Source organism: Bradyrhizobium sp. NBAIM08 (genome assembly GCF_020193935.1).
GTDB lineage: Bacteria > Pseudomonadota > Alphaproteobacteria > Rhizobiales > Xanthobacteraceae > Bradyrhizobium > Bradyrhizobium yuanmingense.
Window position 1 is genome coordinate 633,006 of sequence record NZ_JADYVR010000004.1, and the last position, 23,498, is coordinate 656,503.

At 64.8% G+C, this 23,498-nt stretch carries 23 protein-coding genes; 11 read left to right on the plus strand and 12 right to left on the minus strand.

Annotation, left to right across the window (positions count from 1 at the left end; translation table 11 throughout):
* Window positions 1-72: 72 nt before the first annotated feature.
* The 6 genes from I6F37_RS17690 (at window position 73) to I6F37_RS17715 (ending at window position 6,408) form a co-directional block, all read left to right on the plus strand.
* The gene (locus I6F37_RS17690; RefSeq protein WP_225152187.1) at window positions 73-921 is read left to right on the plus strand and encodes an MBL fold metallo-hydrolase; all 849 of its coding nucleotides are present in this window, start codon (window positions 73-75) and stop codon (window positions 919-921) included.
* 84 nt (window positions 922-1,005) lie between these two features.
* Window positions 1,006-1,848 (plus strand): fumarylacetoacetate hydrolase family protein, encoded by an 843-nt coding sequence (locus I6F37_RS17695; RefSeq protein ID WP_225152189.1) that lies wholly within the window; start codon window positions 1,006-1,008, stop codon window positions 1,846-1,848.
* A 133-nt stretch (window positions 1,849-1,981) separates the two neighbouring features.
* A complete protein-coding gene (locus I6F37_RS17700; RefSeq protein ID WP_035997146.1) occupies window positions 1,982-2,593 on the plus strand; it encodes a glutathione S-transferase family protein in 612 nt (203 codons plus the stop codon).
* Window positions 2,594-2,608: 15 nt separating this feature from the next.
* The gene (locus I6F37_RS17705; protein WP_225152191.1) at window positions 2,609-3,475 is read left to right on the plus strand and encodes an MBL fold metallo-hydrolase; all 867 of its coding nucleotides are present in this window, start codon (window positions 2,609-2,611) and stop codon (window positions 3,473-3,475) included.
* Window positions 3,476-3,642: 167 nt separating this feature from the next.
* Window positions 3,643-4,791: an alpha/beta hydrolase gene (locus I6F37_RS17710; RefSeq protein WP_276573779.1), complete on the plus strand. Its 1,149-nt coding sequence runs from the start codon at window positions 3,643-3,645 to the stop codon at window positions 4,789-4,791.
* Window positions 4,792-4,935: 144 nt separating this feature from the next.
* Window positions 4,936-6,408, plus strand: coding sequence for an amidase (locus I6F37_RS17715; RefSeq protein ID WP_225152193.1), 1,473 nt, complete (start codon window positions 4,936-4,938; stop codon window positions 6,406-6,408).
* 144 nt (window positions 6,409-6,552) lie between these two features.
* Here I6F37_RS17715 and I6F37_RS17720 read toward each other — a convergent pair whose 3' ends face one another.
* Genes I6F37_RS17720 through I6F37_RS17730 form a run of 3 tightly spaced genes read right to left on the minus strand, consistent with a single transcriptional unit; the run spans window position 6,553 to window position 9,657 of the window.
* On the minus strand, window positions 6,553-7,641 hold the full coding sequence (locus I6F37_RS17720; RefSeq protein ID WP_035997137.1) for a Zn-dependent alcohol dehydrogenase: 1,089 nt from the start codon (window positions 7,639-7,641) through the stop codon (window positions 6,553-6,555).
* A 44-nt stretch (window positions 7,642-7,685) separates the two neighbouring features.
* The gene (locus I6F37_RS17725) at window positions 7,686-9,470 is read right to left on the minus strand and encodes an acyl-CoA dehydrogenase family protein (RefSeq protein WP_225152195.1); all 1,785 of its coding nucleotides are present in this window, start codon (window positions 9,468-9,470) and stop codon (window positions 7,686-7,688) included.
* Window positions 9,454-9,657 carry a hypothetical protein gene (locus I6F37_RS17730; RefSeq protein ID WP_035997131.1) on the minus strand — a complete coding sequence of 68 codons (204 nt, stop codon included), beginning with the start codon at window positions 9,655-9,657 and terminating at the stop codon, window positions 9,454-9,456. The genes I6F37_RS17725 and I6F37_RS17730 overlap by 17 nt, the downstream gene beginning before the upstream one ends.
* A gap of 34 nt (window positions 9,658-9,691) precedes the next feature.
* On the opposite strand from I6F37_RS17730, the gene I6F37_RS17735 reads away from it, so the two are divergent.
* Window positions 9,692-10,393: an SDR family oxidoreductase gene (locus I6F37_RS17735; protein WP_225140827.1), complete on the plus strand. Its 702-nt coding sequence runs from the start codon at window positions 9,692-9,694 to the stop codon at window positions 10,391-10,393.
* A 123-nt stretch (window positions 10,394-10,516) separates the two neighbouring features.
* Window positions 10,517-11,347, plus strand: a complete 831-nt coding sequence (locus tag I6F37_RS17740; RefSeq protein WP_109142285.1) for an enoyl-CoA hydratase — start codon at window positions 10,517-10,519, stop codon at window positions 11,345-11,347.
* Between the two features lie 180 nt (window positions 11,348-11,527).
* On the opposite strand, the gene I6F37_RS17745 is transcribed toward I6F37_RS17740, so the two are convergent.
* Window positions 11,528-12,151 (minus strand): GNAT family N-acetyltransferase, encoded by a 624-nt coding sequence (locus tag I6F37_RS17745; protein ID WP_225152197.1) that lies wholly within the window; start codon window positions 12,149-12,151, stop codon window positions 11,528-11,530.
* A 68-nt stretch (window positions 12,152-12,219) separates the two neighbouring features.
* Window positions 12,220-12,423, minus strand: a complete 204-nt coding sequence (locus I6F37_RS17750; RefSeq protein WP_128266734.1) for a DUF1127 domain-containing protein — start codon at window positions 12,421-12,423, stop codon at window positions 12,220-12,222.
* 110 nt (window positions 12,424-12,533) lie between these two features.
* On the opposite strand from I6F37_RS17750, the gene I6F37_RS17755 reads away from it, so the two are divergent.
* Both I6F37_RS17755 and I6F37_RS17760 read left to right on the plus strand, forming a co-directional pair.
* A complete protein-coding gene (locus I6F37_RS17755; RefSeq protein ID WP_225152199.1) occupies window positions 12,534-13,433 on the plus strand; it encodes a transcriptional regulator GcvA in 900 nt (299 codons plus the stop codon).
* Window positions 13,434-13,577: 144 nt separating this feature from the next.
* Window positions 13,578-14,906 (plus strand): MFS transporter, encoded by a 1,329-nt coding sequence (locus I6F37_RS17760; protein ID WP_109142281.1) that lies wholly within the window; start codon window positions 13,578-13,580, stop codon window positions 14,904-14,906.
* Window positions 14,907-14,983: 77 nt separating this feature from the next.
* Here the strand turns inward: I6F37_RS17760 and I6F37_RS17765 are convergent, their stop codons facing one another.
* From I6F37_RS17765 to I6F37_RS17775, 3 genes are read right to left on the minus strand one after another with little or no spacing between them, the layout of a single operon-like run.
* Entirely contained in the window at window positions 14,984-15,397 is a 414-nt protein-coding gene (locus I6F37_RS17765) for a Rieske (2Fe-2S) protein (protein WP_109142280.1), read from the minus strand.
* 51 nt (window positions 15,398-15,448) lie between these two features.
* On the minus strand, window positions 15,449-16,561 hold the full coding sequence (locus I6F37_RS17770; RefSeq protein WP_225152201.1) for an amidohydrolase family protein: 1,113 nt from the start codon (window positions 16,559-16,561) through the stop codon (window positions 15,449-15,451).
* A gap of 25 nt (window positions 16,562-16,586) precedes the next feature.
* Complete coding sequence (locus tag I6F37_RS17775) at window positions 16,587-17,645, minus strand: amidohydrolase family protein (RefSeq protein WP_225129046.1); 1,059 nt, start codon at window positions 17,643-17,645, stop codon at window positions 16,587-16,589.
* 145 nt (window positions 17,646-17,790) lie between these two features.
* Here I6F37_RS17775 and I6F37_RS17780 point away from each other — a divergent pair, with 145 nt between their 5' ends.
* On the plus strand, window positions 17,791-18,273 hold the full coding sequence (locus I6F37_RS17780) for a CinA family protein (protein ID WP_225140821.1): 483 nt from the start codon (window positions 17,791-17,793) through the stop codon (window positions 18,271-18,273).
* 16 nt (window positions 18,274-18,289) lie between these two features.
* Here I6F37_RS17780 and I6F37_RS17785 read toward each other — a convergent pair whose 3' ends face one another.
* From I6F37_RS17785 to I6F37_RS17800, 4 genes are all read right to left on the minus strand, one after another.
* Entirely contained in the window at window positions 18,290-18,556 is a 267-nt protein-coding gene (locus tag I6F37_RS17785; protein WP_225152202.1) for a DUF1488 family protein, read from the minus strand.
* An 89-nt stretch (window positions 18,557-18,645) separates the two neighbouring features.
* The gene (locus I6F37_RS17790; RefSeq protein WP_225111514.1) at window positions 18,646-20,115 is read right to left on the minus strand and encodes an AMP nucleosidase; all 1,470 of its coding nucleotides are present in this window, start codon (window positions 20,113-20,115) and stop codon (window positions 18,646-18,648) included.
* 168 nt (window positions 20,116-20,283) lie between these two features.
* Window positions 20,284-21,615 (minus strand): HlyD family type I secretion periplasmic adaptor subunit, encoded by a 1,332-nt coding sequence (locus I6F37_RS17795; RefSeq protein WP_225111513.1) that lies wholly within the window; start codon window positions 21,613-21,615, stop codon window positions 20,284-20,286.
* A gap of 10 nt (window positions 21,616-21,625) precedes the next feature.
* On the minus strand, window positions 21,626-23,374 hold the full coding sequence (locus tag I6F37_RS17800; RefSeq protein WP_035997082.1) for a type I secretion system permease/ATPase: 1,749 nt from the start codon (window positions 23,372-23,374) through the stop codon (window positions 21,626-21,628).
* Window positions 23,375-23,498: the final 124 nt, after the last annotated feature.

Sequence of the window (23,498 nt, forward strand, 5' to 3'; positions counted from 1 at the left end):
GATGATCCATTGCGCCCGATGGCAGAAAACGTGCATGTTCCAGCGCAAGAGCAAGAAAATGGGAGGCGGCGGATGCAGTGGAAGGTCGGCAAGGTCAGGATCACGAAATTCGTCGAAATGGAGACGGTCGGCTCGACCCGCTTCATCCTGCCGGCAGCCACCCATGACGAGATCCAGAAGCTGCCCTGGCTGATCCCGCATTTCGCCACCGACGAAGGCCGGCTGAAAATGTCGATCCACTCGCTGGTGGTGGAGACGCCGACGCGCCGGATCGTGGTGGATACCGGCCTTGGCAACGACAAGCAAGGCCGCGGCGTCCCCACCTGGAACAACCGCAGCACGCCGTTCTTGGAGACCATGACCGCGGCGGGGTTTCCGCCTGACAGCATCGACACCGTGCTGTGCACGCATCTTCACGTCGACCACGTCGGCTGGAATACGCGGCTGGTTGACGGCCGATGGGTGCCGACCTTCCCGAAGGCGCGCTATCTTTTCGGCAGGACCGAATATGAGCATTGGCGTGATTACACGGCCGAGCCGGACAAGGTCGCGGTGTTCAACGACTCCGTGAAGCCAGTGGTCGATGCCGGCCAGGCCGATCTGGTTCCGAGTGACCATCGGCTTTGCGAGGAGATCGAAATGATCCCAACCCCCGGTCACAGCCCGGGGCACATGAGCGTCCTGATCGAGTCCGATGGCGAGCAGGCGCTTCTGACCGGCGACGTTGCCCATCATCCCTGCCAGATGGCCCATCTCGACTGGTGCTCGACCGTGGATACCGATCCCGCGCGTTCGGCGGCAAGCCGGCACGCGGTGTTCTCGCGCTTTGCCGACACACCCACACTGGTGATCGGCGGTCATTATTCCGCCGGACATATCAAGCGAGACGGCGACGCATTCAGGTTCGTGGCGCTGGGGTGATGCCCGTTTTGGGCGGTTGAATTTCCCGCCGCCCTGTTCCATGAAGCAGTTAACCGATCGGTCCATTCCCAGGGAGAAACGAGAATGAAGCTTGTTCGTTATGGCGAGAAGGGTGCGGAAAAGCCCGGCCTGATCGACAGATCCGGCCAGTTGCGCGACCTGTCGGTGCATCTGAAGGACCTCACCGGCGAGGCCTATTCGCCTGAATCCCTGAAGAAGCTGGCCGCGCTCGATCCCGCCTCGCTGCCCGCCGTCTCCGGCAAGCCCCGGTTCGGCGCCCCCGTCACCGGTATCTCGAAATTCGTCGCGATCGGCCTCAACTATTCCGACCATGCCAAGGAGACCGGCGCCGAGATCCCGAGCGAGCCGATCATCTTCATGAAGGCCAATACCTCGCTGTCGGGCCCGAATGATCCCGTCGAGAAGCCGCGCGGCTCGACCAAGCTCGACTGGGAGGTCGAGATCGCCGCCATCATCGGCACCCGCGCCAAGTACGTCTCGGAAGCCGACGCGCTGAATCACGTCGCCGGCTATTGCGTCTGCAACGACGTCTCCGAGCGCGCCTTCCAGATCGAGCGCCTGGGCCAATGGACCAAGGGCAAGTCGCACGACACGTTCGGCCCGCTCGGGCCGTGGCTCGCCACCAAGGACGAGATCAAGGACGTGCAGAACCTGTCGATGTGGCTCGACGTCAACGGCCAGCGCCGACAGACCGGCTCGACCAAGACCATGATCTTCTCAATGGCGAAGTGCATCTCCTACGTCTCGCAGTTCATGACGCTCCTGCCCGGCGACGTCATCACCACGGGCACCCCGCCCGGCGTTGGCCTCGGCATGAAGCCGCCGACGTTCCTCAATGTCGGCGACGTCGTCACGCTCGGCATCGAGGGCCTCGGCGAGCAGCGCCAGGAGATCGTGGCGGCGTAAGCCTCCGCCCTCTCGCCGTCATTGCGAGCGAAGCGAAGCAATCCAGAATCCCTCCGCGGCAACACTCTGGATTGCTTCGTCGCTTCGCTCCTCGCAATGACGAAACAAAACGTTCATTTGTGGGATACTCTCCATGAAGCTCACCTTCTCCCCCGCCTCGCCCTTTGCCCGCAAGGTGCGCATCGCTGCGATCGAGCTCGGGCTGATCGACAAGATCGAGCTCGTGCCCGCGAGCGTCACGCCGGGCACCGCCAACGAGGATTATTCGAAGATCACGCCGCTGAAGAAGCTGCCGGTGCTGATCACCAATGACGGCGACGTGATCCTGGATTCCTATGTCATCGTCGAATATCTCAACGAGATCGCCGGCGGCAGCCTGATCCCGGATTACGGCCCGCGGCGCTGGAAAGCCAAGACCAATCACTCGCTGATCAACGGCATGCTCGATTCCATGCTGCTGTGCCGCTACGAGAAGATGGTGCGGCCGCAGGGCCTGCAATGGCAGGCTTGGTCGGACGACCACTGGAACAGGGCCTGGACCGGCATGGCGCGCTTCGAGAACATGCCTGACGTGCTGAACGGCCCGTTCGACATCTCGCAGATCGGCCTCGTTTGCGTGCTCGGCTATGCCGACTTCCGCTTCGCCGATTGCGGCTGGCGCAAGGCCTATCCGAAGCTCGACGCCTTCCACCAGAAGATGCTGGAGCGGCCCTCGGTGAAGATCTCGGTGCCGCCACCTGCATAGAGTTCAGGAGTTCTCATGAGCCTCAGATTCTCGGTCGGCGATCTCACCATCCATCGCGTCATCGAGCAGGAGACCTCGTTCGTCCCGGCGCTTGAGATGCTGCCGGGGCTGACGGCCGAGGTGCTGGCCGAGAACCGGGCGTGGATGCGCGAGGCGAAGGCGCTGGACGAAGAGGACGTGCTGCTGCTGTGCTTCCAGTCCTACGTGGTGAAGACGCCGCACCACACCATCCTGGTCGACAGCTGCATCGGCAACGACAAGCCGCAGCCGCGGCCGAAATGGAACATGAAGACCGACGACACCTATTTGCGCGGCCTCGGCGCCGCGGGGTTTTCGGTCGACGACATCGACTTCGTGATGTGCACGCATCTGCATGTCGACCATGTCGGCTGGAATACGCGGTTGGAGAACGGCCGCTGGGTGCCGACCTTCCCCAAGGCGCGCTATTTGTTCGCCAAGCAGGAATTCGATCACTGGTCCGCGCAGAACGAGAAGACGGAGATCCCGCCCTTCGTCGACAGCGTGTTGCCGGTGGTCGAGGCCAACAGGCACGAGCTCGTCGGCAACGACCACGAGATCGGCGACCACGTCCGCATCCTGCCGACACCTGGCCATACGCCGGGCCATATCGCCATCACGATGGGCCGCGGCAAGGACGATGCGGTGTTCTCGGGCGATCTCATCCACTCACCGCTGCAGACGCTCTATCCGGAGCTGTCGATCAAGTTCGACGTCGATCCGGCCGAAGCCGCGAAAACGCGCCGCAGCTTCCTGGAACGCTATTGCGACACCGACACGCTGTGCTGCACCGCGCATTTCCCCTCGCCGTCGGTCGGGAAGATCAGGCGCAAGGGCAACGCGTTCGAATGTGTGGCGGTTTAGTCTGGCTGTCGTAGGGTGGGTTAGCTCTGCGGCTACGCGAAGCGCAGACGCCGAGCGTAACCCACCACTTCTGCCTCCATAAAGAGGTGGGTTACGCCGCGCGGCTTGCGCTTCGCGCAATCCCCGGGGCTAACCCACCCTACGATACTGCCCGTGTGGAGAATACCATGACCGCGCTCCCCGACATCCCCCTGCCCGCCGGCATCCGCTCGCGTCACGTCGAGGGCATCAACGGCTTGCGGATGCATGTGCTGGAGGCCGGATTCGAGACCAAAGGACGGCCTTGCATCCTGCTGCTGCACGGCTTTCCCGAGCTCGCCTTCTCCTGGCGCAAGGTGATGCCGGCGCTCAGCGCGGCCGGCTACCACGTGATCGCACCGGACCAGCGCGGCTACGGGCGCACTACGGGCTGGAGCGCGGACTACGACGGCCCTCTCGCGCCGTTCTCGCTGTTCAATCTCGTGCGCGATGCGCTCGCCCTGGTGTCGGCGTTCGGCTACAGGCAGGTCGACGTGGTCGGGCATGATTTCGGCAGCCCGGTCGCGGCCTGGTGCGCCTTGATCCGGCCCGACGTGTTTCGTTCGGTGACGTTGATGAGCGCGCCGTTCGGCGGTCCACCGGCGCTGCCGTTCGGCACGGTCGACAATCCGGCAAAGCCCGCGGTGGAAGACCTGGTCCATCGGGAGCTCGCCGCGCTGCCGCGTCCGCGAAAACACTATCAATGGTACTATTCGACGCCGGAGGCAAACGCCGACATGCACCGCGCACCGCAAGGCGTGCATGATTTCCTGCGCGCCTATTATCATCACAAGAGCGCGGACTGGACCGACAACAAGCCTTATCCGCTACAGGCATGGTCGGCACAGGAGCTGGCGAAGCTGCCAACCTATTACGTGATGGACTTGCACGAGACCATGGCCGAGACGGTCGCGAAGGAAATGCCCTCGCCGGCCGCGATTGCCGCCAATCAATGGCTGCCGGACCACGAGCTCGCCTATTACAGCACCGAATACAGCCGCACCGGATTTCAGGGCGGGCTGCAATGGTACCGCTACGGCACGTCGGGCATGCTCAACAACGAGATGCAATTGTTTGCCGGCCGCAGCATCGACGTGCCCTCCTGCTTCATTTCGGGCAAGCAGGATTGGGGCACCTATCAACGGCCCGGCGTATTCGAGACGATGCAGCGCAGCGCGTGCACGAAGATGCTCGGTTGCCATCTCGTCGACGGCGCCGGCCATTGGGTCCAGCAGGAGCAGCCGGCCGCGGTGAGCAGGTTGTTGCTCGACTTCCTCGCCAAGGCGGGCGCGGCCTGATCTGGACGGGGGAACCACGGCTGGGGGCAGCGTAGCTCGTATCACATTCGCTGTTTACGGCTAGCAGCACATCAATCTCCATCAAACAGCCATTGCGAGATTCGGCCAGACTGCGCATCATCATCCAAGAGCGGGAGAAGCGCCGTGGCCGGATCGGAATGGAGTTTCAAGAGTGCGGTCGAACTGTCGGCCGCGTTGCGTGCGAAGAAGGTCTCGGCGGTCGAGCTCACGCAGGATGCGATTGCGCGGATCGAACGGCACGACGGCAGGATCAACGCGGTGTGCGTGCGCGATTTCGATCGCGCGCTCGTTGCGGCGCGCGAGGCGGATGCGGCGCTGGCGCGCGACGAGCACAAGCCGCTGCTCGGCCTGCCCACGACGATCAAGGAATCCTTCAACATCGCAGGCCTGCCGACGACCTGGGGATTCGTGCCGCAGAAGGGCTTCAAGCCCGTGGAAGACGCGCTGGCGGTGACCCGCATCAAGCAGGCCGGCGGCGTGATCCTCGGCAAGACCAACGTGCCGGTCGGCCTCGGCGACTGGCAGAGCTACAACGACATCTACGGCACCACCAACAACCCCTACGATCTCGGCCGCACGCCGGGCGGTTCGTCCGGGGGATCGGCGGCAGCCCTCGCCGCAGGCTATTGCGCGCTCGCCACCGGCTCGGACATCGGTGGCTCCCTGCGTGTGCCGGCATTTCATTGCGGCGTGTTCGCGCACAAGCCGACCCTCAATCTCTGCGCGGCGCGCGGCGAGACCCCGCCGCCGTTTCCAGCCATTCCGCGCGAGGGCGACCTCGCCGTCATCGGGCCGATGGCGCGCAATGCGGCGGATCTGTCCTTGCTGCTCGACGTCATGGCGGGGCCCGATCCGCTCGATTCCGGTATCGCCTACAAGCTCGATTTGCCGGCCGCGCGGCATCAGTCGCTGCGGGATTTTCGTGTCCTGGTGATCGACAGCCATCCCCTGCTGCCGAGCGACCGGGATGTCCGCGCCGCGATCGACAAGCTCGCGGCCGATCTTGCGAAGGCCGGCGTCCCCGTCGCAGGGGAGAGCGCGCTGCTCCCGGACTTTGCGGAGACGTCGCGGCTTTACATGCGCATGCTGCTGGGCTTCCTCGGCGCGTTCTTGCCTCCCGACGAGTTGGCGGATGCGCAGGCACGGGCGAGTCAGCTCTCGCCGGAAGATCGCAGCCTCGGCGCGGAGCGACTGCGCGGCATCACCGCGAGCCACCGCGCCTGGGTGCTCGACGCAGGAACCCGCGCCGTCCTGCGCGCGCAATGGCGCGCGTTGTTCAAGAGCTTCGACGCGGTGATCTGCCCGATCATGCCGACGCCGGCCTTTCCGCACGATCATTCGCCGGAACAACGCCTGCGAACGATCAGCATCGACGGCAAGGATTACCCCTATTCCGACCAGCTCGCCTGGCCGGGCATCGCAACGCTTCCGGGCCTGCCGGCAACGGCCGTTCCGCTCGGCCTGTCGAAACACGGTCTGCCTGTCGGTGTGCAGATCGTCGGTCCCTTCCTCGAGGACAGGACGCCGCTCAAGCTCGCCGAGCTGATCGAGCGCGAGTTCGGCGGCTTCGTGCCGCCGAAGATGTTCGATGATTGATGCTTCGAAGTCCTGTAGCCCGGATGGAGCGAAGCGAAATCCGGGACAGCCGATCCGCGACAAAGATCCCGGATTGCGCTTCGCTCCATCCGGGCTACGAACTGTCATGCCCGGCTTGACCGGGCGATGACACCGTAACGGCCGCTAGCTATCGAACACGATCACGCTGCGCAGCGTCTTGCCTGCCTTCATGTTGGCAAAACCCTCGTTGATCTCGGAGAGCTTCAGCTTGGCCGAGATCCAGTCTTCCAGATGCAGCCGGCCGCGCAAATAGAAGTCGACCAGGCGCGGCATGTCGACCCGAAAGTGGTTCGAGCCCATCGAGGAGCCCTGGATCTTGCGCTCGCGCAGAAAGTCGAAGCCGTGCAGCTCGATCTTCTGCCCAAACGGGATCATGCCGACGATGGTGGCGGTGCCGCCGGAGGCGAGCATGGCGAAGGCCTGCTCGGCCGTTTCCTTGCGGCCGAGCACCTCGAAGGAATGGTGCACGCCGCCATTGGTGAGGTCGCGGACCTGCTTCACGACATCGCCGTCGGCCGGGTTGATGATGTCGGTCGCGCCCAGCTTGGTCGCGAGCTGGAGTTTTGCGGGATTGGTGTCGATGGCGATGATACGGCCGGCGCCGGCGATCTGCGCGCCGTTGATCGCGGCCATGCCGACGCCGCCGCAGCCGATCACCGCCACGGTCTCGCCGGCCGTCACCTTCGCCGTGTTCACCACCGCGCCATAGCCGGTGATGACACCGCAGCCGATCAGCGCGGCGAGATCGAGCGGCATGTCCTTGCGGATCTTCACGATGGCATTCTCGTGCACCAGCATCTGCTCGGCGAAGGAGGAGAGATTGAGGAATTGGTGCAGCTTCTCCGGCTTCGACCACTGCATCCGGTTCGAAACGCCCGGCAGCATCTTCACCGTCGCGTCGGTGCAGAGCACAGTGCGGCCGGTCGTGCAATTGTCGCAGGTGCCGCAGAAGACGGAGAGACATGTGACGACATGGTCGCCGGGCTTCACATAGGTGACATCGGAGCCGACCTGCTCGACCACGCCGGCGGATTCGTGTCCGAGCACTGCCGGCAGCGGATGCGGATAGAGCCCTTCCATGAAATGCAGGTCGGAGTGGCAGAGGCCGGCGACGGCGGTGCGGATCAGCACCTCGCGCGGTCCCGGCTTCGGCAGGCTGATGTCCTCGATGACGAGCGGCTGGTTGACTTCATAGAGGACGGCGGCCTTCATCGAACACTCCCTATCGCGCTTTTTGTTTGATCGCAGCGCGCAGCCTACGCCGCCAGAACCAGTTCGCCAACCTCGCTCATGCCGGCTGCGCGATCGCCGAGCAGCAGTTCGGCCATCTTCGCCTGCGCGGCATTTTCCGTCAGCCGGAACGGATCGTTCGGCGCCACGCGGTGGTCGATCACGAGGCGCGACAGCAGCAGCCGGCGTGCATCGCCGCGCATCTCGTAAATGCGGTGTGCTTCCCAGGCGAGCGCGACTGCGCTGGCGACGTGATAGAGCGCGCTGGTAGCGCGGCGCGCATCGGCTTCGTTCTCGGACTTGGCCGCAACTTCGCGTGCGAAGTCGACGGCGCGGTCGGTGAGGCCACGCAGATGATCGCGCCAAGCCTGCGGCACCGAGGCGCTGTCGCCGAGCCGGGCGTGCAGATCGGCTGCGAGCGCGGATTCCGCGCCGTGGCGGCCGACTGCCCGCCGCAGCGCATCGATCGCGACGATGTTACCGGTGCCTTCCCAGACCGAGCCGAGATGCGCATCGCGCAACAGGCGGGCGGTGGCGAATTCCTCGATATAGCCGATGCCGCCGCGCATCTCGAGCGCATCGCCGCAAACCTTGCGCGCATCGCGCGTGGCGCGGAACTTCAGCGTCGGCGTGAGAATGCGCAGCAGCGCCGCGGCATCCTGGCTGCCGGCCTCGGCACGGTCGAGGGCATCAGCAGTGAGGAAGCTCATCGACAGGCCCTGCTCCACCGGCAGCATGATCTTCAGCATTTGTCGCCGCCCCAGCGGCAGATCGATAATGCGCTGGCCGAACACCACGCGGTTGGTCGCCACCGTCATCGCGTCATGATAAGCGCGGCGCATCAGCGCGGTGGACTTGACGCCGTTGGAGAGCCGCGAGGAGTTCACCATCTCGGCCATCTGCACGAAACCGCGGTCGAGCTTGCCGACAGCGTAGGCGATCGCGCCTTCAAGCTTGATCTCGCCAGAGGCCATCGAGCGGGTGCCGAGCTTGTCCTTGAGGCGCACGATCCGGTAGTGGTTCTGCGAACCGTCGTCGAGGAAGCGCGGCATCAGGAACAGGCCGACGCCGCGCGTACCGGGGCCGGCGCCTTCAGGGCGCGCCAACAGCATCACGACCTTGGCGTCGGCATTCGAGCAGAACCATTTCTCGCCATAGAGGCGCCAATGGTCGCCTTCCTGCACGGCTCGCGTGGTCAGCGTGCCGACATCGGAGCCGCCTTCCTTCTCGGTCATGAACTGGCCGCCCTGGGTCAGCTTGCTCATGTCGGTCGAGGTCAGGCCATCCAGATATTTCGCCTTGAGCGCCTCGCTGCCGAAATTCGCCAAGAGCTTGGCGCAGCCATCGGTGACGTTGATCGGGCAGCCCATGCCGAATTCGGTCTGGTTGAACAGGAAGGTGAAGGCGTGCTTGGCCACAACAGGGTATTTGTCCGGCCAGCCCATGACACCCTTGCGGATGGAGAGCGCGTGGATGCCGAACTCGCCGAATGCAGCGTTCTCCAGCTCGCGATAGGCCGGATGATATTCGATCCATTGCACGTCGCGGCCGAACTTGTCGCGCTGGTGCAGGATGGGCGTGTGCCGGTCGGCGAGCCGCGCGCATTCGTCGAGATGGCCGCCGGCGAGCTCACCGAGCCGGTCGAGATGCGGCTCGATGTGTCGGAACAGATTCTCCGGGAGATGGATGCGGAGCAGGTCCGTGAGCGCGGGATCGGCGCGGTAGAAATTCATGCCCGACGTATCGGGCGCCAGCAGGCCGGAGGGTGCGGCCGCGATATCTTTTGGCTGCGCTTTAACCGGTCCGGGCATGATCGTCCTCTTCGTTTCCGTCCGACGGCAATTCTTTGCGCTTGCCGCTTTGGATGATGTCGATCATGCTCCAGTCGCGGACAGCGATAAAGCCGCAAAATGTCAGGGCGGCATGATCGCCGCGAGGGAGCAACTCGCCCTGCGGAATTGTGATCGCGCCGGCTGGTTGTCTGCGCGGACCATGCATAGATCAGCGGCTCCTACTTCCGAGAGATCACGCCATGGAACACCCGAAGTACAAGATCGCCCTCATCGTCGGTGCCGGCGAAGGCCTCAGCGCATCGCTGGCACGCCTGCTAGCGGCGCAGGGCATCCGCATCGCGCTCGCCGCACGCAAGATCGAGAAGCTTGGCGCGCTCTGCACCGAGACCGGGGCCAAGGCCTATGCCTGCAACGCCACCGAGCCCGACGAGGTGGAGCGGCTGTTCGGTCTGGTCGAGCGCGAGATCGGCACGCCCGACCTCGTCGTCTACAACGCCTCCGGCCGCACGCGCGGGCCGTTCGTCGATCTCGTGCCGGCCGACGTCGCGCAGGCGATTGCGGTCAGCGCCTATGGCGGCTTCCTGGTGGCGCAGCAGGCCGCCAAGCGCATGCTGCCGAACCAGCACGGCGCGATCCTGTTCACCGGCGCCTCCGCCAGCGTCAAGGGCTATGCGCAGTCCGCTCCCTTCGCGATGGGCAAGTTCGCGCTGCGGGGCCTTGCCCAGAGCATGGCGCGCGAACTCTCGCCGCAGGGCATCCATGTCGCGCATTTCGTCATCGACGGCGGCATCAGGAGCGCCGCGCGGACGGATCCGGCGGACAAGCCGGACTCGATGCTCGATCCCGACGCGATCGCACAGAGCTATTGGAACGTGCTGCAGCAGCCGCGCAGCGCCTGGAGCTGGGAGCTGGAGCTGCGGCCCTGGGTGGAGAGGTTTTGAGGGCAAGCTGACAACAATACCCGTCATTGCGAGGAGCGAAGCGACGAAGCAATCCAGACTGTCTCCGCCGAAAGATTCTGGATTGCTTCGCTTCGCTCGCAATGACGAAGGAAGGGAGAAACCATGACCACGGAAACCACCATCGACACCGGCACCAATGAGCTCCTCTGCACGATCCGCGACCGCGTCGCTGTGATCACGCTGAACCGGCCGGAGGCGCGCAATTCGCTGTCGGACGCGCTGACGCCGGCGCTGCGCACGATGATCCGGAGCTGCGGCGAGAATCCCGATGTCGGCGCGCTGCTGCTGACCGGCGCGGGCGAAGCCTTCTGCGCCGGCGGCAACGTCAAGGGCATGGGTGCGCATCGCGACAAGGCGAAGCTCGACATGTCCTTTGACGACAAGGTCGCCGACCTGCAGGAGCGGCAGCGGCTGCTCACCGGCGCGCTGGTGTCTGTGCGCAAGCCGACGATCGCTGCGCTGCCCGGCCCCGCAGTCGGCGCCGGGCTCGCCATCGCCATGGCCTGCGACATCCGCATCGCCGCGCAATCCGCCTTCGTCGCCACCGGCTATGCCCGCATCGCGCTCAGCGGCGATTATGGCATCGCCTGGTTGCTCACTCGGCTGGTCGGCACCGCGCGGGCGCGCGAATTGATGTTCACCGGCGAGCGCGTCGATGCCGCGCGCGCCGAGGCGATCGGCCTCGTCAACCGCGTCGTGCCCGACGACAAATTGCAGACCGAGGCGTTCGCACTGGCCAAATCGCTCGCCGAAGGCCCGCGCCTCGCGCTCCGCTACATGAAGGACAATCTCGACGAGGCCCTGCTGTTCGACTTCGAAACCGCGCGCGACCACGAAGCCGAGCGGCTGGTCCGCCTCACCACGACCGCCGACCACAAGGAGGCCGTGCAGGCCTTCATCGACAAGCGCAAGGCGGTGTTCACGGGGAAGTAGCTCCGACACAAGCGCCGTCATTCCGGGGCGATGCGCAGCATCGAACCCGGAATCCATTGGGCCGCAAAACGCGCGGTGAAATGGATTCCGGGTTCGCGCTACGCGCGCCCCGGAATGACGAGGGGAGATAGAGCGCAAAAAAGGCCCGGCTCTGGATAACCAGGCCGGGCTGCAGTGGTGTCAGGCCGAGGCTGAGGGGCTATCGGCCTGACGGGAAAGGGCGGCGAGGCGCCAGCTGGCGCAGGGAATGTCTTGCGGCGCGAGGTTGATCTCCTTGTCGAAGCGCACCAGCTTCCAGTCATCGGGGTGGTTGATGAACGTGAAACCGGATTTGCGCGCGAGCGAGACCATGGCCTCGTTGGAGCGCAGCGTGTCGCCGTAGATGTGCTCGGCGCCGAGCGCGGCCGCGCGGCATTCGAGGTTCTTCATCAGCGCGGTAGCGATGCCGTGGCCCTGCCAGCGGTCATCGACCGAGAGGCCGAACTCGAGCGTCGCGGTTTCGGCATGGAAGGCATAGCGGGCTTCGGCGACGATGGTCTCGAAGCCGTCGACCATCATGGTCGCCACGATGGTGAAGCGATCGCCCTCGCCGACCTCGAGGAAATCGTGCAGCAGGCCCTTGGGCAACTCGCTGATCGCGCCGAAGAAGCGGTTGTAGCGGGAGCGGGTCGAGAGCGAGCGGAAATAGTGCTGCAGCTCATCGGTGTCGCGCGGCTCGACGAAGCGGACATTGAGCCGCTCATCGTGCCTTGTGCGCAGCACGTCCGAATATTGCTTGAGGTCTTCGAGGCGAAGGGTGCTCATGACACATGCCCGGCGGAAAGGGGACCGCCGGCGCCCCTGTGCTCAGGCGGCGCCGGCCTGGCGGCCTATTAGGCCCGCCAGAAGGGTTTCTCTGCCTCGTAGGCAATGTCGGACCAGGACAGCCCGACGTCCTGGAGATCGCGGGCGGTCCAGTGGGTCAGCTCGCGCCGGGTCCGGTAGCGCTCGTGCCAGACGTGGAGGACCTCGCCGATCTGGTAGAGGACGCCCTGTGCATGATGATTTGTCATCGAATTGTCGGTCAATGTAGACATTTTCAGCTCCTGGAGCTAAGTTGAGCGCTAATATCTGCCTTCTGCTGCGCCGCGACAAACGACAATTTGTACCTTTTCGCATGAAATAACGTCATGCATCCTGCTGCCAAATGACTGCCAGATTGCCCTCCCTGAACGGATTGCGGGCGTTCGAGGCCGCCGCGCGCCATCTCAGCTTCACGCTCGCAGCCAGCGAGCTGAACGTGACCCAGACCGCGATCAGCCATCAGATCCGCAGGCTGGAGGAGGAGCTCGGCATCCGCCTGTTCATCCGGCAGAACCGCGCGCTGGCGCTGACGCCGGAGGCGCGCGACTATTTGCCGGGCGTCCGCGCCGCCTTCAACGATTTGCGCCTCGCCACGGACCGTCTCCTGCGCAAGGACGAGGACAAGGTGCTGACAGTGTCGACGCTGGCCTCGCTCGCCGCCAAATGGCTGCTGCCGCGGCTGACCGATTTCCAGGAGCAGCACCCCGGCATCGATGTGCGCATCACCACCTCGACCAGCCTCGTCGACTTCCAGCGCGACAATGTCGATGCCGCGATCCGCTATGGTCGCGGCCAATGGCCGGGCCTGCGCGCCGACTGGCTGATGGCGGACGAGCTGTTTCCGGTGTGCAGCCCGTCGCTGCTGCGCGGCGACAAGCCGCTGCGCCGCCCCGAGGATCTGCGCAACCATCCGCTGCTGCACACGTCGAGCACCAACAGCGACGACTGGCGGCTGTGGCTGACCGCGGCGGGCCTGCCGGCCGATATCGCAAGACACCCTGGCATCACCTTCGACATGATCTTCATGACCATCCAGGCGGCGATCGACGGCATCGGCGTGGCGATGGGACGGACCTCCTACGTGCAGGACGACATCGCCAAGGGTCGGCTCGTGGTCCCCTTCAAGATCGCGCTGCCGGCGGACGCCGGCTTTTACCTGGTCTCGCCCGAGGGCCGTCGCGAGGCGCCAAAGCTGGTCGCTTTTCGCGACTGGATGATCGCTGCAGCGCAAAATAAAGCCTGAAAATTCATCAGCTTCCCCGGCGAAATCGGTTGACTCGCCTCGCCCCGCGCGGGAAGGGGTATGGCATATTGTCGCAGCATCAATCTGTCGCCTTGCCGAAAGAACGATTTTCGGAAGGCCACGCCTTTCCAAGGGGAGAACGCCATGGCTGGATCAGCCGCATCGACCAATCCACCCGCGATCAAATCGCGCATCGGCGCCATCCTGCGCGCGACCTCGGGCAATTTCCTCGAGCAGTTCGACTTCTTCCTGTTCGGCTTCTATGCCGCCGCGATCGGCAAGGCGTTCTTCCCCTCCACCAACGAGACGGCCTCGCTACTCAACACGTTCGGCGTGTTCTGGCTCGGCGCTCTCATGCGCCCCGTCGGCGCGATCGTGCTCGGCGCCTATATTGACCGCATCGGCCGCCGCCAGGGCCTGATCGTCACGCTCGGCATCATGGCCTTCGGCACCGTCGTCATCGCGTTCTGCCCGAGCTACGCGACCATCGGCATCGCCGCGCCGGTCATCGTGCTGATCGGCCGGTTGCTGCAGGGCTTCTCGGCAGGCGTCGAGCTCGGGGGCGTGTCGGTGTACCTCGCCGAAATTGCAACGCCCGGCAATCGCGGCTTCTACACCTCGTTCCAATCCGCGAGCCAGCAGGTCGCGATCTTCGTGGCCTCGATCCTCGGCTTCATTCTTTCCGAGGTGATGCCGGCCGACACGGTGGCCGCCTGGGGCTGGCGCATTCCCTTCTTCGTCGGTTGCCTGATTATTCCGCTGATCTTCGTCCTGCGGCGGACGCTGGAGGAGACACCAGCCTTCCTCGCGATGAGAAAGCATCCGACGACGCGCGAGGTGCTCGCCTCCGCCCTCGCCAACTGGCGCATCGTGGTGCTCGGCATGATGATAGCGATCCTGACCACGACGACGTTCTACTTCGTCACGGTGTACACGCCGACCTTCGGCAAGACCGTGCTGAAGCTGTCGACCCAGGATGCTCTGCTGGTCACGCTGCTGGTGGCGGTGAGCAACTTCGTCTGGAATCCGGTCGGCGGCGCGCTGTCCGATCGCATCGGCCGCAAGCCGGTACTGCTCGCCATCGCGGGCCTTTCGCTCATCACCGCCTATCCGGCGCTGCACTGGCTGGTGGCCGCGCCGACGTTCGGCAAGTTGCTCGCGGTCGAGATGATGTTCTCGTTCTATTTCGGCGTCTACAGCGGCACCATGCTCGGCGCACTCGTCGAGATCGTGCCGGCGCATGTGCGCACCACCTGCTTCTCGCTCGCCTTCGCGCTCGCCGCCGCCCTGTTCGGCACCTTCACGCCGTTCGCCTCGACCTGGCTGATCGAGCGCACCGGCGACAAGGCCGCGCCCGGCTTCTGGCTGATGTTCGCCGCCCTGCTCGGCATCATCGCGGCCTCGACGGTGTATCGCGGCGGCGGCACAGTGCCGGCCTATGATGCGGTGCCGGAGCCGGTGGCGGGCCGCTAGACGGTGTCATTTCGGGACGCGCACTCTCTTCACCTCTCCCCGTAAGAACGGGGCGAGGGGCGTACTGCCCGTGCCGCCTACAGCTCCACCACCACGTAATCGCTCTCGATCCTGACCGGAATCGTCTCGGCGACATACGGTCCCTTCACCACGCTGGCGCCCGGCTCGACATGGGCGGGATAGGCCTTCACGCGGAAACGGCGGGGGTCGCAATAGGATTGGCCGGTGCGGATGTCGAACTCCCAGCCGTGCCAGGGGCAGCGGATGATCTCACCTAACTTGGTGTATTCGATCTCGCCGGGGTTGCTCGACTGTGCGAGACCGATCAGCGGGCCCTCACACAGCGCCGCGCCCTGATGCGGGCAGCGGTTCATCAGGCCGAAATATTCGCCCTTGATGTTGAAGACTGCGATCGGCCGCCCGTCGATCTCCAGGAATTTTCGCGTGCCGGGCGGAAGCTCGTCGACCGCGGCAATCACATGCCGCGCCATGCTATGTTTTCCACATGATCTGACCGAAAAACCGCTTCACACTTTTTCGGATCATGCGGTTATCCCGTACAGCTTCTTTGCGTTGCCGAGATAGAACGCCTCGCGATTGTCCTCGCTGACTCCCGCCGGCAGCACGCGCGACGGCTCGTCATAGTCCCAATGCGGATAATCGGTGGCGAACAAGAGACGATCCCAGCCGATCCATTTGATGACATCGAACAGATCCTCGCGCCTTTCAGGATCCTCCATCGGCTGCGTCGTCCACCACACCTGCTCGCGGATATATTCCGACGGCGGCCGTTTTACATGCGGCACCTCGCTGCGCAGGCGCTGCCAGGCCTTGTCGAGCCGCCAGCACAGCGACGGCGCCCAGCCAAAGCCGGCCTCGATCATCACCATCTTCAATTTCGGGAAGCGCTCGAACACGCCTTCCAGCACGAGGCTCGCCAAAGCCGATTGCTGGCACTGCGAGTGGCCGACCATCTCCTCGATGTAATAGGATGGCCAGCCCGACGGCGTGATCGGGTTGCCGCCGAAGCCGAAGGCGTGGACGCCGACCGGGAGCCCCGCTTCTTCCGCAGCTTGGTAGATCGGCCAATAGCGACGCTGGCCGAGCGGCTCGACATTGCGGCTGAGCAGCAGCACCTGCACGAAGTTCTTGTCCCCGGCGCGCTCGCGGATCTCGGCGGCGGCCGATAGCCCGTCCTCATTGCCGACCACGATCGAGGCCTTCAACCGCTTATCCCTGCTGGTCCATTTGTCGATCTGCCAATCGTTGATGGCCGAGCACAGAGCGGCCGAGAGCTCGTGATTGCGGATGCCCTGCCCGGTGTTGAGTGGATTGAGCACGCCCAGCTGCACGTTGTTGGGATCGAGCAATTGCTTCTGCATGAAGGCGAGCGAGGAGCCTTGCGGGCCGCCTTCCGGCGGATAGGCATCCCGGCGCGAGGCGTTGGGCTGGGCTTTCGGATAGGGCGGGCCTTCCATCATGCCCTGATAGGCATGGACGCCGTAAACCTCGAGATGGTGCTGCCAGCGTTTGGCGAGGTAGGGGTAGAGCTCGGTGTGGGTCGTACGCGCCGGATGGATGTCGCAGTCCGCGATTGCGGTTTTGACGTTCAGTGGGGAAGCGGCTTCTTGGTTCTCGCGGAACTGGATATTCATCGCCTTGCCTCCTTTGGCAGCGGGCTCATTTCAGGCGGGGATAGGTTGCATGCGGATTGTCGATCATGATCTTGCGCACGAGATCGGGGGACAGACCTTCGGGCAGCGCGTCCTGGCCGTCGAACTGCCAGTGCGGATAGTCCGTGGAGAATAGGACCAATTCGTCCGACTGCATATGATCAAACAGGCGAATTAATGTCTGAGGTTCCGGCGGCGCATCAAATGGCTGTAACGAGAAGCGGATGTTGCTGCGCACAATCTCCAGCGGCGCGCGATCGACCCAGGGCGTCTCCATCCGTACCCCGCGCCAGAACTTGTGCAGGCGCCAGAGATAGGGCGCGATCCAGGACACGCCGGACTCCAGCATCACCATTTTCAGCCGCGGATATTTGGCGAATACGCCCTCGACGATCAGGCTGGTGAGCTGGGTCTGGAACGCCTGGGCCTGCCCAACATAATCCTCGATGTGATAGGACCCCCAACCCACGGCGGTCGGCGGATTGTGATAGGCGGAACCGGCGTGGATGCCTACCGGGAGTTCCAGACGTTCCGCGGCCTCGTAGATCGGCCACAGCGCGCGCTTGCCGAGCGGCGTATCGCCCATGACAAGCATCAGCACCTGCACGAAGCGCTTGTCCGGTGCACAGCGCTCGATCTCGGCAACGGCTTTCTCGACGCTTTGCGTGGGGATCACGATCGAGCCGCGCAGCCGCGAGTCGCGATCGAGCCATTCCTTCGCCAGCCAATCATTCAGCGCGCGGCAGAAGGCGGCCTGCATGTCTTCCGAAAACACCATCTGCACGCCGTAGAGCGGATTGCAGATGGCGTATTCGAGCTTGAAAGCATCGAGCACGTGACGCTGCATGTCCGCCAGACTCTCACCGGGCTTGCCGGTCTCGGGGCGCCAGTCCGGCCGCGCGGTAATCGGCGAGTTCTGCGGATAGGATTGCGAGATAAGGTCGACCATGCCGCGCGTCGTGACCTGATCGCGCCAATAATCGTTCAGGTACGGCAGCAGGCTGGTCAGATGCGGCACGGCCGGATGCACGTCGCAGTCGATGCCGCCGGCGATCAGGGACGCCATCACGTCTCCCTTCTCACGTTTCCTCGCATGTCTCTTCTTGTCCCCGCCATTCAAGCAGGCCTGCCCGCCGCCCGCAACTCGGCCAAGCGTCCTGTCATATGCTAGGAAGGCTGAGCTCGGTTGCGAAGGAATGAGGGGTTACGACATGAAAGAGCTCGTCGGCATTGCGGAACAGGTCGCCGCCAAACTGATCGCGCGCAAACAGACCATTGCGGTTGCCGAATCCTCCGCCGGCGGTCTGATCGCGGCCAGCCTGCTCGCGGTGCCCGGCGCATCCGCCTATTTCCTCGGCGGCGCGGTGGTCTATACGCGCGATGCCAGGCGCGTGCTGATGGATATTTCGGACGAAGGAATGAAGGGCTTTCGGTCGTCGTCGGAGCCCTACGCGCAATTGCTGGCCGAGCAGATGCGAACGCGCTTCGACAGCGACTGGGGCCTGTCCGAGACCGGCGCCGCCGGCCCCACCGGCAACCGCTACGGCGATTCGGCGGGCCATAGCTGCATGGCGGTTGCAGGGCCCGCCATGGAGGTGATGACGCTGGAGACGGGGAGCAATGACCGGCTCGGCAACATGCAGATGTTCGCAGCGGCGGCGCTGCGGTTGCTGCTGAGGAAGCTGGAGGGGTGAGAAAGAGGAGCGACAGCTACCGTCCTAAATGCCGCATGAAAATGCGCACCACATAGCCCGGGAATCGCGGTGCCTCGTCGTAGAGGTCCGACGCGATGCGCTCGATGGTCTCGCGCAGCGACAGGAATTGCGCCTGACGTGCGCTGCTTTCGGTGCCCTGCATGCCCGCGAGCTCGTCCATCGCGGCGTCGCTGATCTGGCACTGCACGACCTCGCCGTCGTTCAACATGGTGAAGCGAAAGGCCAGCCGTTCCAGATCATGGCCAATGATCTTGTGGCGCATGAGCGGCATCAAGTCGTCCCGGTCGAGCCCCCGCGCCGGACAATGCTGAAAATCGCTGCGCTTGTCAGCAGCAAAGTGCGGCTTCGGCCCTACTGGAACGCCACTTCGGCAAAGCTGCGGAGCTTGCGCGAATGCAGCCGTTCCGATTCCTGCTGCTTGAGCCGCTCCAGCGCCTTCAGGCCGATCTCGAGGTGCTGGCCGACGCGGCGGCGGTAGAACTCGCTGGCCATGCCCGCGAGCTTGATCTCGCCATGCAGCGGCTTGTCGGAGACACACAGCAGCGTGCCGTAGGGAACGCGGAAGCGGTAGCCATTGGCGGCGATCGCGGCCGATTCCATGTCGAGCGCGACCGCGCGCGATTGCGACAGGCGGCGGATCACCTCAGGCCCGGAAATTTCCCAATTGCGGTTGTCGACGCTCGCGACCGTGCCGGTGCGCATCAGGCGCTTGAGCTCGAAGCCTTCAAGCCCGGTGACGTCCTCGACCGCCTCCTCGAGGGCGACCTGCATCTCGGCCAGCGCCGGGATCGGCACCCACAACGGCAGCTCGCGATCGAGCACGTGATCCTCGCGCACATAGCCGTGCGCGAGCACGTAATCGCCGAGCCGCTGCGTGTTGCGCAGGCCCGCGCAATGGCCGAGCATCAGCCAGGCATGCGGCCGCAGCACCGCGACGTGGTCGGTGACGTTGCGCGCATTGGACGGACCGGTGCCGATGTTGATCAACGTGATGCCGCGATAGCCAGGTGCGACCAGGTGGAAGGCCGGCATCTGCGGTGCGCGAGTCGGCGCGGTGCCGCTGATCGCGCCGCCGCTGTTCGTGATCACGTTGCCGGGCGCGACGAAAGCTTCGAGCCCGGCTTCGCCGGACTGCAGCCGCTGCTGGCACGCTTGCGCGAAGGCGTCGACATAGAACTGGTAGTTGGTGAAGATCACAAAGTTCTGGAAATATTCGGGATCGGTGCCGGTGTAGTGATAAAGCCGGCGCAACGAGTAATCGACGCGGGCGGCGCGGAACAGGGACAGCGGCTCGGGCGCGCCGGGCTGGAGCTCGAAGGTGCCGTCGGCGATCGAATCGTCCATGGTCGCGAGAACGGGCACGTCGAACGCATCGCGCAGCGAGCGTGTCACGGGCGAATTCTCGCTGGTGGTGATGGCGGCTTCGATATTGATGTCGCGCCGATAGGCGAAGTGAATCGGGATCGGCTCGGCGGACTCGCCGATCTCGACGGGCACGCCATGGTTCTGGATCAAGAGGCCGATCTGCTCGGTGAGATAGCTGCGGAACAGATCCGGCCGCGTCACGCTGGTTTCATGCACGCCGGGCCCGGCGACGAAGCCGTAAGCAAGGCGCGAATCCAGCCGCGCATGCGTCGCAGTGGTGATACGGACGAAGGGATAGTAGGCGCGAACCCGCATCGTGATCGCTTCGCCGCCGACATAGGCTTCGAACCGGTCGCGCAGGAATTTCGTGTTGCGCTCGTAGATCTCCTCGAGCCGCGCGACAGCCGCGGACGCGTCGGTGAAGGATTGGGTGGCGATGGAGGGTGGAGATTGCATGGTTCGACCGCCAGGTGATTGGGCCTGAGTCGAACTATAGCAAAGAAGGCGGTGTTGTAGGGTGGGTTAGCGCAGCGTAACCCACCACTTCTGCATCCGCGGTTAGAGAAGCGTTGGGTTATGGCTTCGCCTAACCCACCCTACGAGATCACGACGCGCTGTCCCGCATCACTTCTCGCGGAACGCGCGCATCAGCTGATCGTGAAACGGCTTCATCAGATAGGACAGCATGGTGCGGTCGCCGGTCTGGACGAAGGCTTCCACGGGCATGCCGGGGATCATCTTGACGTCGCCGAGCCTGGCGATCTCTTCCGGCGGCATCGAGACGCGGATGGTGTAGTAGCCTTGGCCGGTGCGCTGGTCGGTGGTGACGTCGGGCGAGACGCGGCTGACGACACCGTTGAGCTCGGGCGTGGTGCGCTGGTTGAACGCGGACAGGCGCAGCAGCGTCTTCTGGCCGATCTGGAGCTTGTCGATGTCGACCGGATTGACCTTGGCCTCGACCTGGAGATCGTCGGTCTGCGGCACGATCAGCATCAAGGTATCGCCGGCCGTGACGACGCCGCCGATCGTGTGCACCGTCGATTGCAGCACCATGCCATCCTGCGGCGCGCGGATGTCGACGCGGCGGAGCTGGTCTTCGGCCGCGACCTTGCGCTCGATCAGCTCGCCGATCTTGTCGTTGGTTTCGCGCAGGTCCTTGGAGACCTCGCTGACCACGTCCTTGTCGATCTGGATGATCTGGAGCTCGGTCTCGGTGATCTTGCCCTTGGCCTGGGCGCGCGCGGCGATGTACTGCGCGCGCTCGCCGTTGAGGCGGGCCGAGTCGCGCTCGAGCTGGGTCAGGCGCGAGATCTGCACCAGACGCTTCTCGTAGAGCTCACGCACGCCGGTGAGCTCGTTCAGCACCAGCGCGATCTCCTGGTCCTTGGCTTTTTCCTGGGCGCTGAGACCGGCGATCTCCTCGTTGAGCTGCGTGATGCGTTCGCGGAGCTGCGCCTTCTGCCCGGTGCGGCCATTGACGCGGACCTCGAACAGCTTGGTCTCGGCCGCAAGCAGCGCCTTGACGTCGGGATCGCCCGCCCGCTCGATGAGGCCTTGCGGGAACTCGATTCGGTCGAGGCCGCGCTGCTCGGCCTGCAATCGCGCCGCACGCACCTGCGCCGCATCGAGGTTCTTGGTGACGATGGCAAGATTGGCCTTGGTGACGGTGTCGTCGAGCCGCACCACGATGTCGCCGGACTTGACCAGGTCGCCGTCGCGGGCGCGCACCTCGCCGACCACGCCGCCGGTCGGATGCTGCACCTTCTTGACGTTGGATTCGACCACGATCTGGCCCGGCGCAATCAGCGCGCCCGAGATCAGGACGGTCGAGGCCCAGCCGCCGAGGCCGACGACCAGGACCAGCACGATCACAAGGCCGAGCATCAGGTGGAACCTGATGGAGTCGCGGACGGTCTTCGCGGCCGCCTTGGTGCCGCCGATGGCCAACGTGCTCATGGCTTCGTGCTCATGGTTTGGCCACTCCGCCTTCGCTGACGATCTTGATCGGCGCCGGCGGCGTCACGCGCGGCTGCAGCACCTGGGCGAGCACCTGCTCCTTCGGCCCAAAGGCCTGCATGCGACCGTCGCGCAGCACCAGGATCTGGTCGACCGCCTCGACGCCGATCGGGCGGTGCGCCACCACGACGACGATGGCACCGCGCTCGCGCGCCGAGCGGACGGCGCGGGTCAGCGCCTCGTCGCCTTCGGTGTCGAGATTGGAATTGGGCTCGTCGAGCACGATCAGGAAGGGGTTGCCGTAGAGCGCGCGCGCCAGCGCCACGCGCTGGGCCTGGCCTGCGGAAAGCGCGGCGCCCTGCTCGCCGACTTGGGTGTTGTAGCCCTCGCGCATCTTGATGATCATCTCGTGCACGCCGGCCTCCTTGGCTGCGGCGATGATCGCCTCGGAGGTGGCCTCGGGATCGAACCGGCTGATGTTCTGCGCGATGGTGCCGCCGAACAATTCGACGTCCTGCGGCAGATAGCCGATATGGCGGCCGAGCGCGTCGCTCGTCCATTGATCGAGCGCCGCGCCGTCGAGCCGCACCTTGCCGCGCACCGGCTGCCAGACCCCGACCAGCGCGCGGATCAGCGACGACTTGCCGGAACCGCTCGGGCCGATCACGCCAAGGCCGTTGCCGGCGGCGAGCGCGAAGGTGACATCCTGCACCACGAGACGCTGATCGCCGGGCGGCACCATGGCGACGCCTTCGACCGAGAGCCGGCTGGTCGGCGCCTGCAGCTGGGTCGGCATCGCCTGCGCCGGCATCTGCTCCAACAGGCGCGTCAGACGCTGCCAGCTCTGGCGCGCCGCGACGAAGGATTTCCAATGCGCGATGGCGAGATCGACCGGCGCGAGCGCGCGGGCGGACAGGATCGAGCCGGCGATGATGATGCCGGCCGTCGCCTCCTGGTGGATGACGAGATAGGCGCCGACCGCGAGCACGGCCGATTGCAGCATCATCCGCAGCACCTTTGCGACCGCGCCGAGACCACCGGCGACGTCGCTCGCCCGCTGATTGCCGGCGAGGTATTTTTCGTTGGCCTCGCTCCAGCGCTGGTTCATCCGGCCGGCCATCCCCATCGACACCATCACTTCGGCGTTGCGGCGGCTGGCCTGGGCGAGATCGTTGCGCTGGGCGGCGAGGCCCATCGCCTCCTTCGCCGGCTGGCGGGACATGAACTCGGTCACCAGCGTCAGCCCGACCAGGATGATGGCGCCGACCAGCGCGGTGACGCCGATCAGGACATGGAAGGCGAAGCAGATGGCGAGATAGAGCGGCAGCCAGGGCAGGTCGAAGAATGCGCTCGGGCCCATGCTGCCGAGGAAGGAGCGGACATTGTCGAGATCGCGCAGCGGCTGCAGGCCCTCGTTGCGGCTGCCGACCAGCAGCGGCAGGCGCACGATGGTATCGAACACGCGCTTGTTGAGGGCCTCGTCGAGCGCGGTGCCGATCCGCCCCAGGATGCGGTTGCGGATCATGTCCAGCACGCCCTGCGCCATGTAGAGGAAGCTGGCGAGGATGATCAGGCCGACCAGGGTGGGGATGCTGCGGCTCGGCAGCACCCGGTCATAGACCTCCAGCATGAAGATCGACCCGGTCAGATAGAGCAGGTTGATCATGCAGCTCATCAGGCCGACGCCGATGAAGGCCGTGCGACAAGCGCGCAAGGCGTCACCGAGCTCCGAACGGCGGACGCCAGGGATGGCTGCCATCAGTCTGATCTCTTTCGGCTAACGGGCAAAGCCCTGATTTCAAAGGCGATTCAAGGAGTACTCGCCTTGGATTAACATCTGTTTTCCGGCCGTCCGACGCGGTCGAATTTAATCCGAGGCCTCA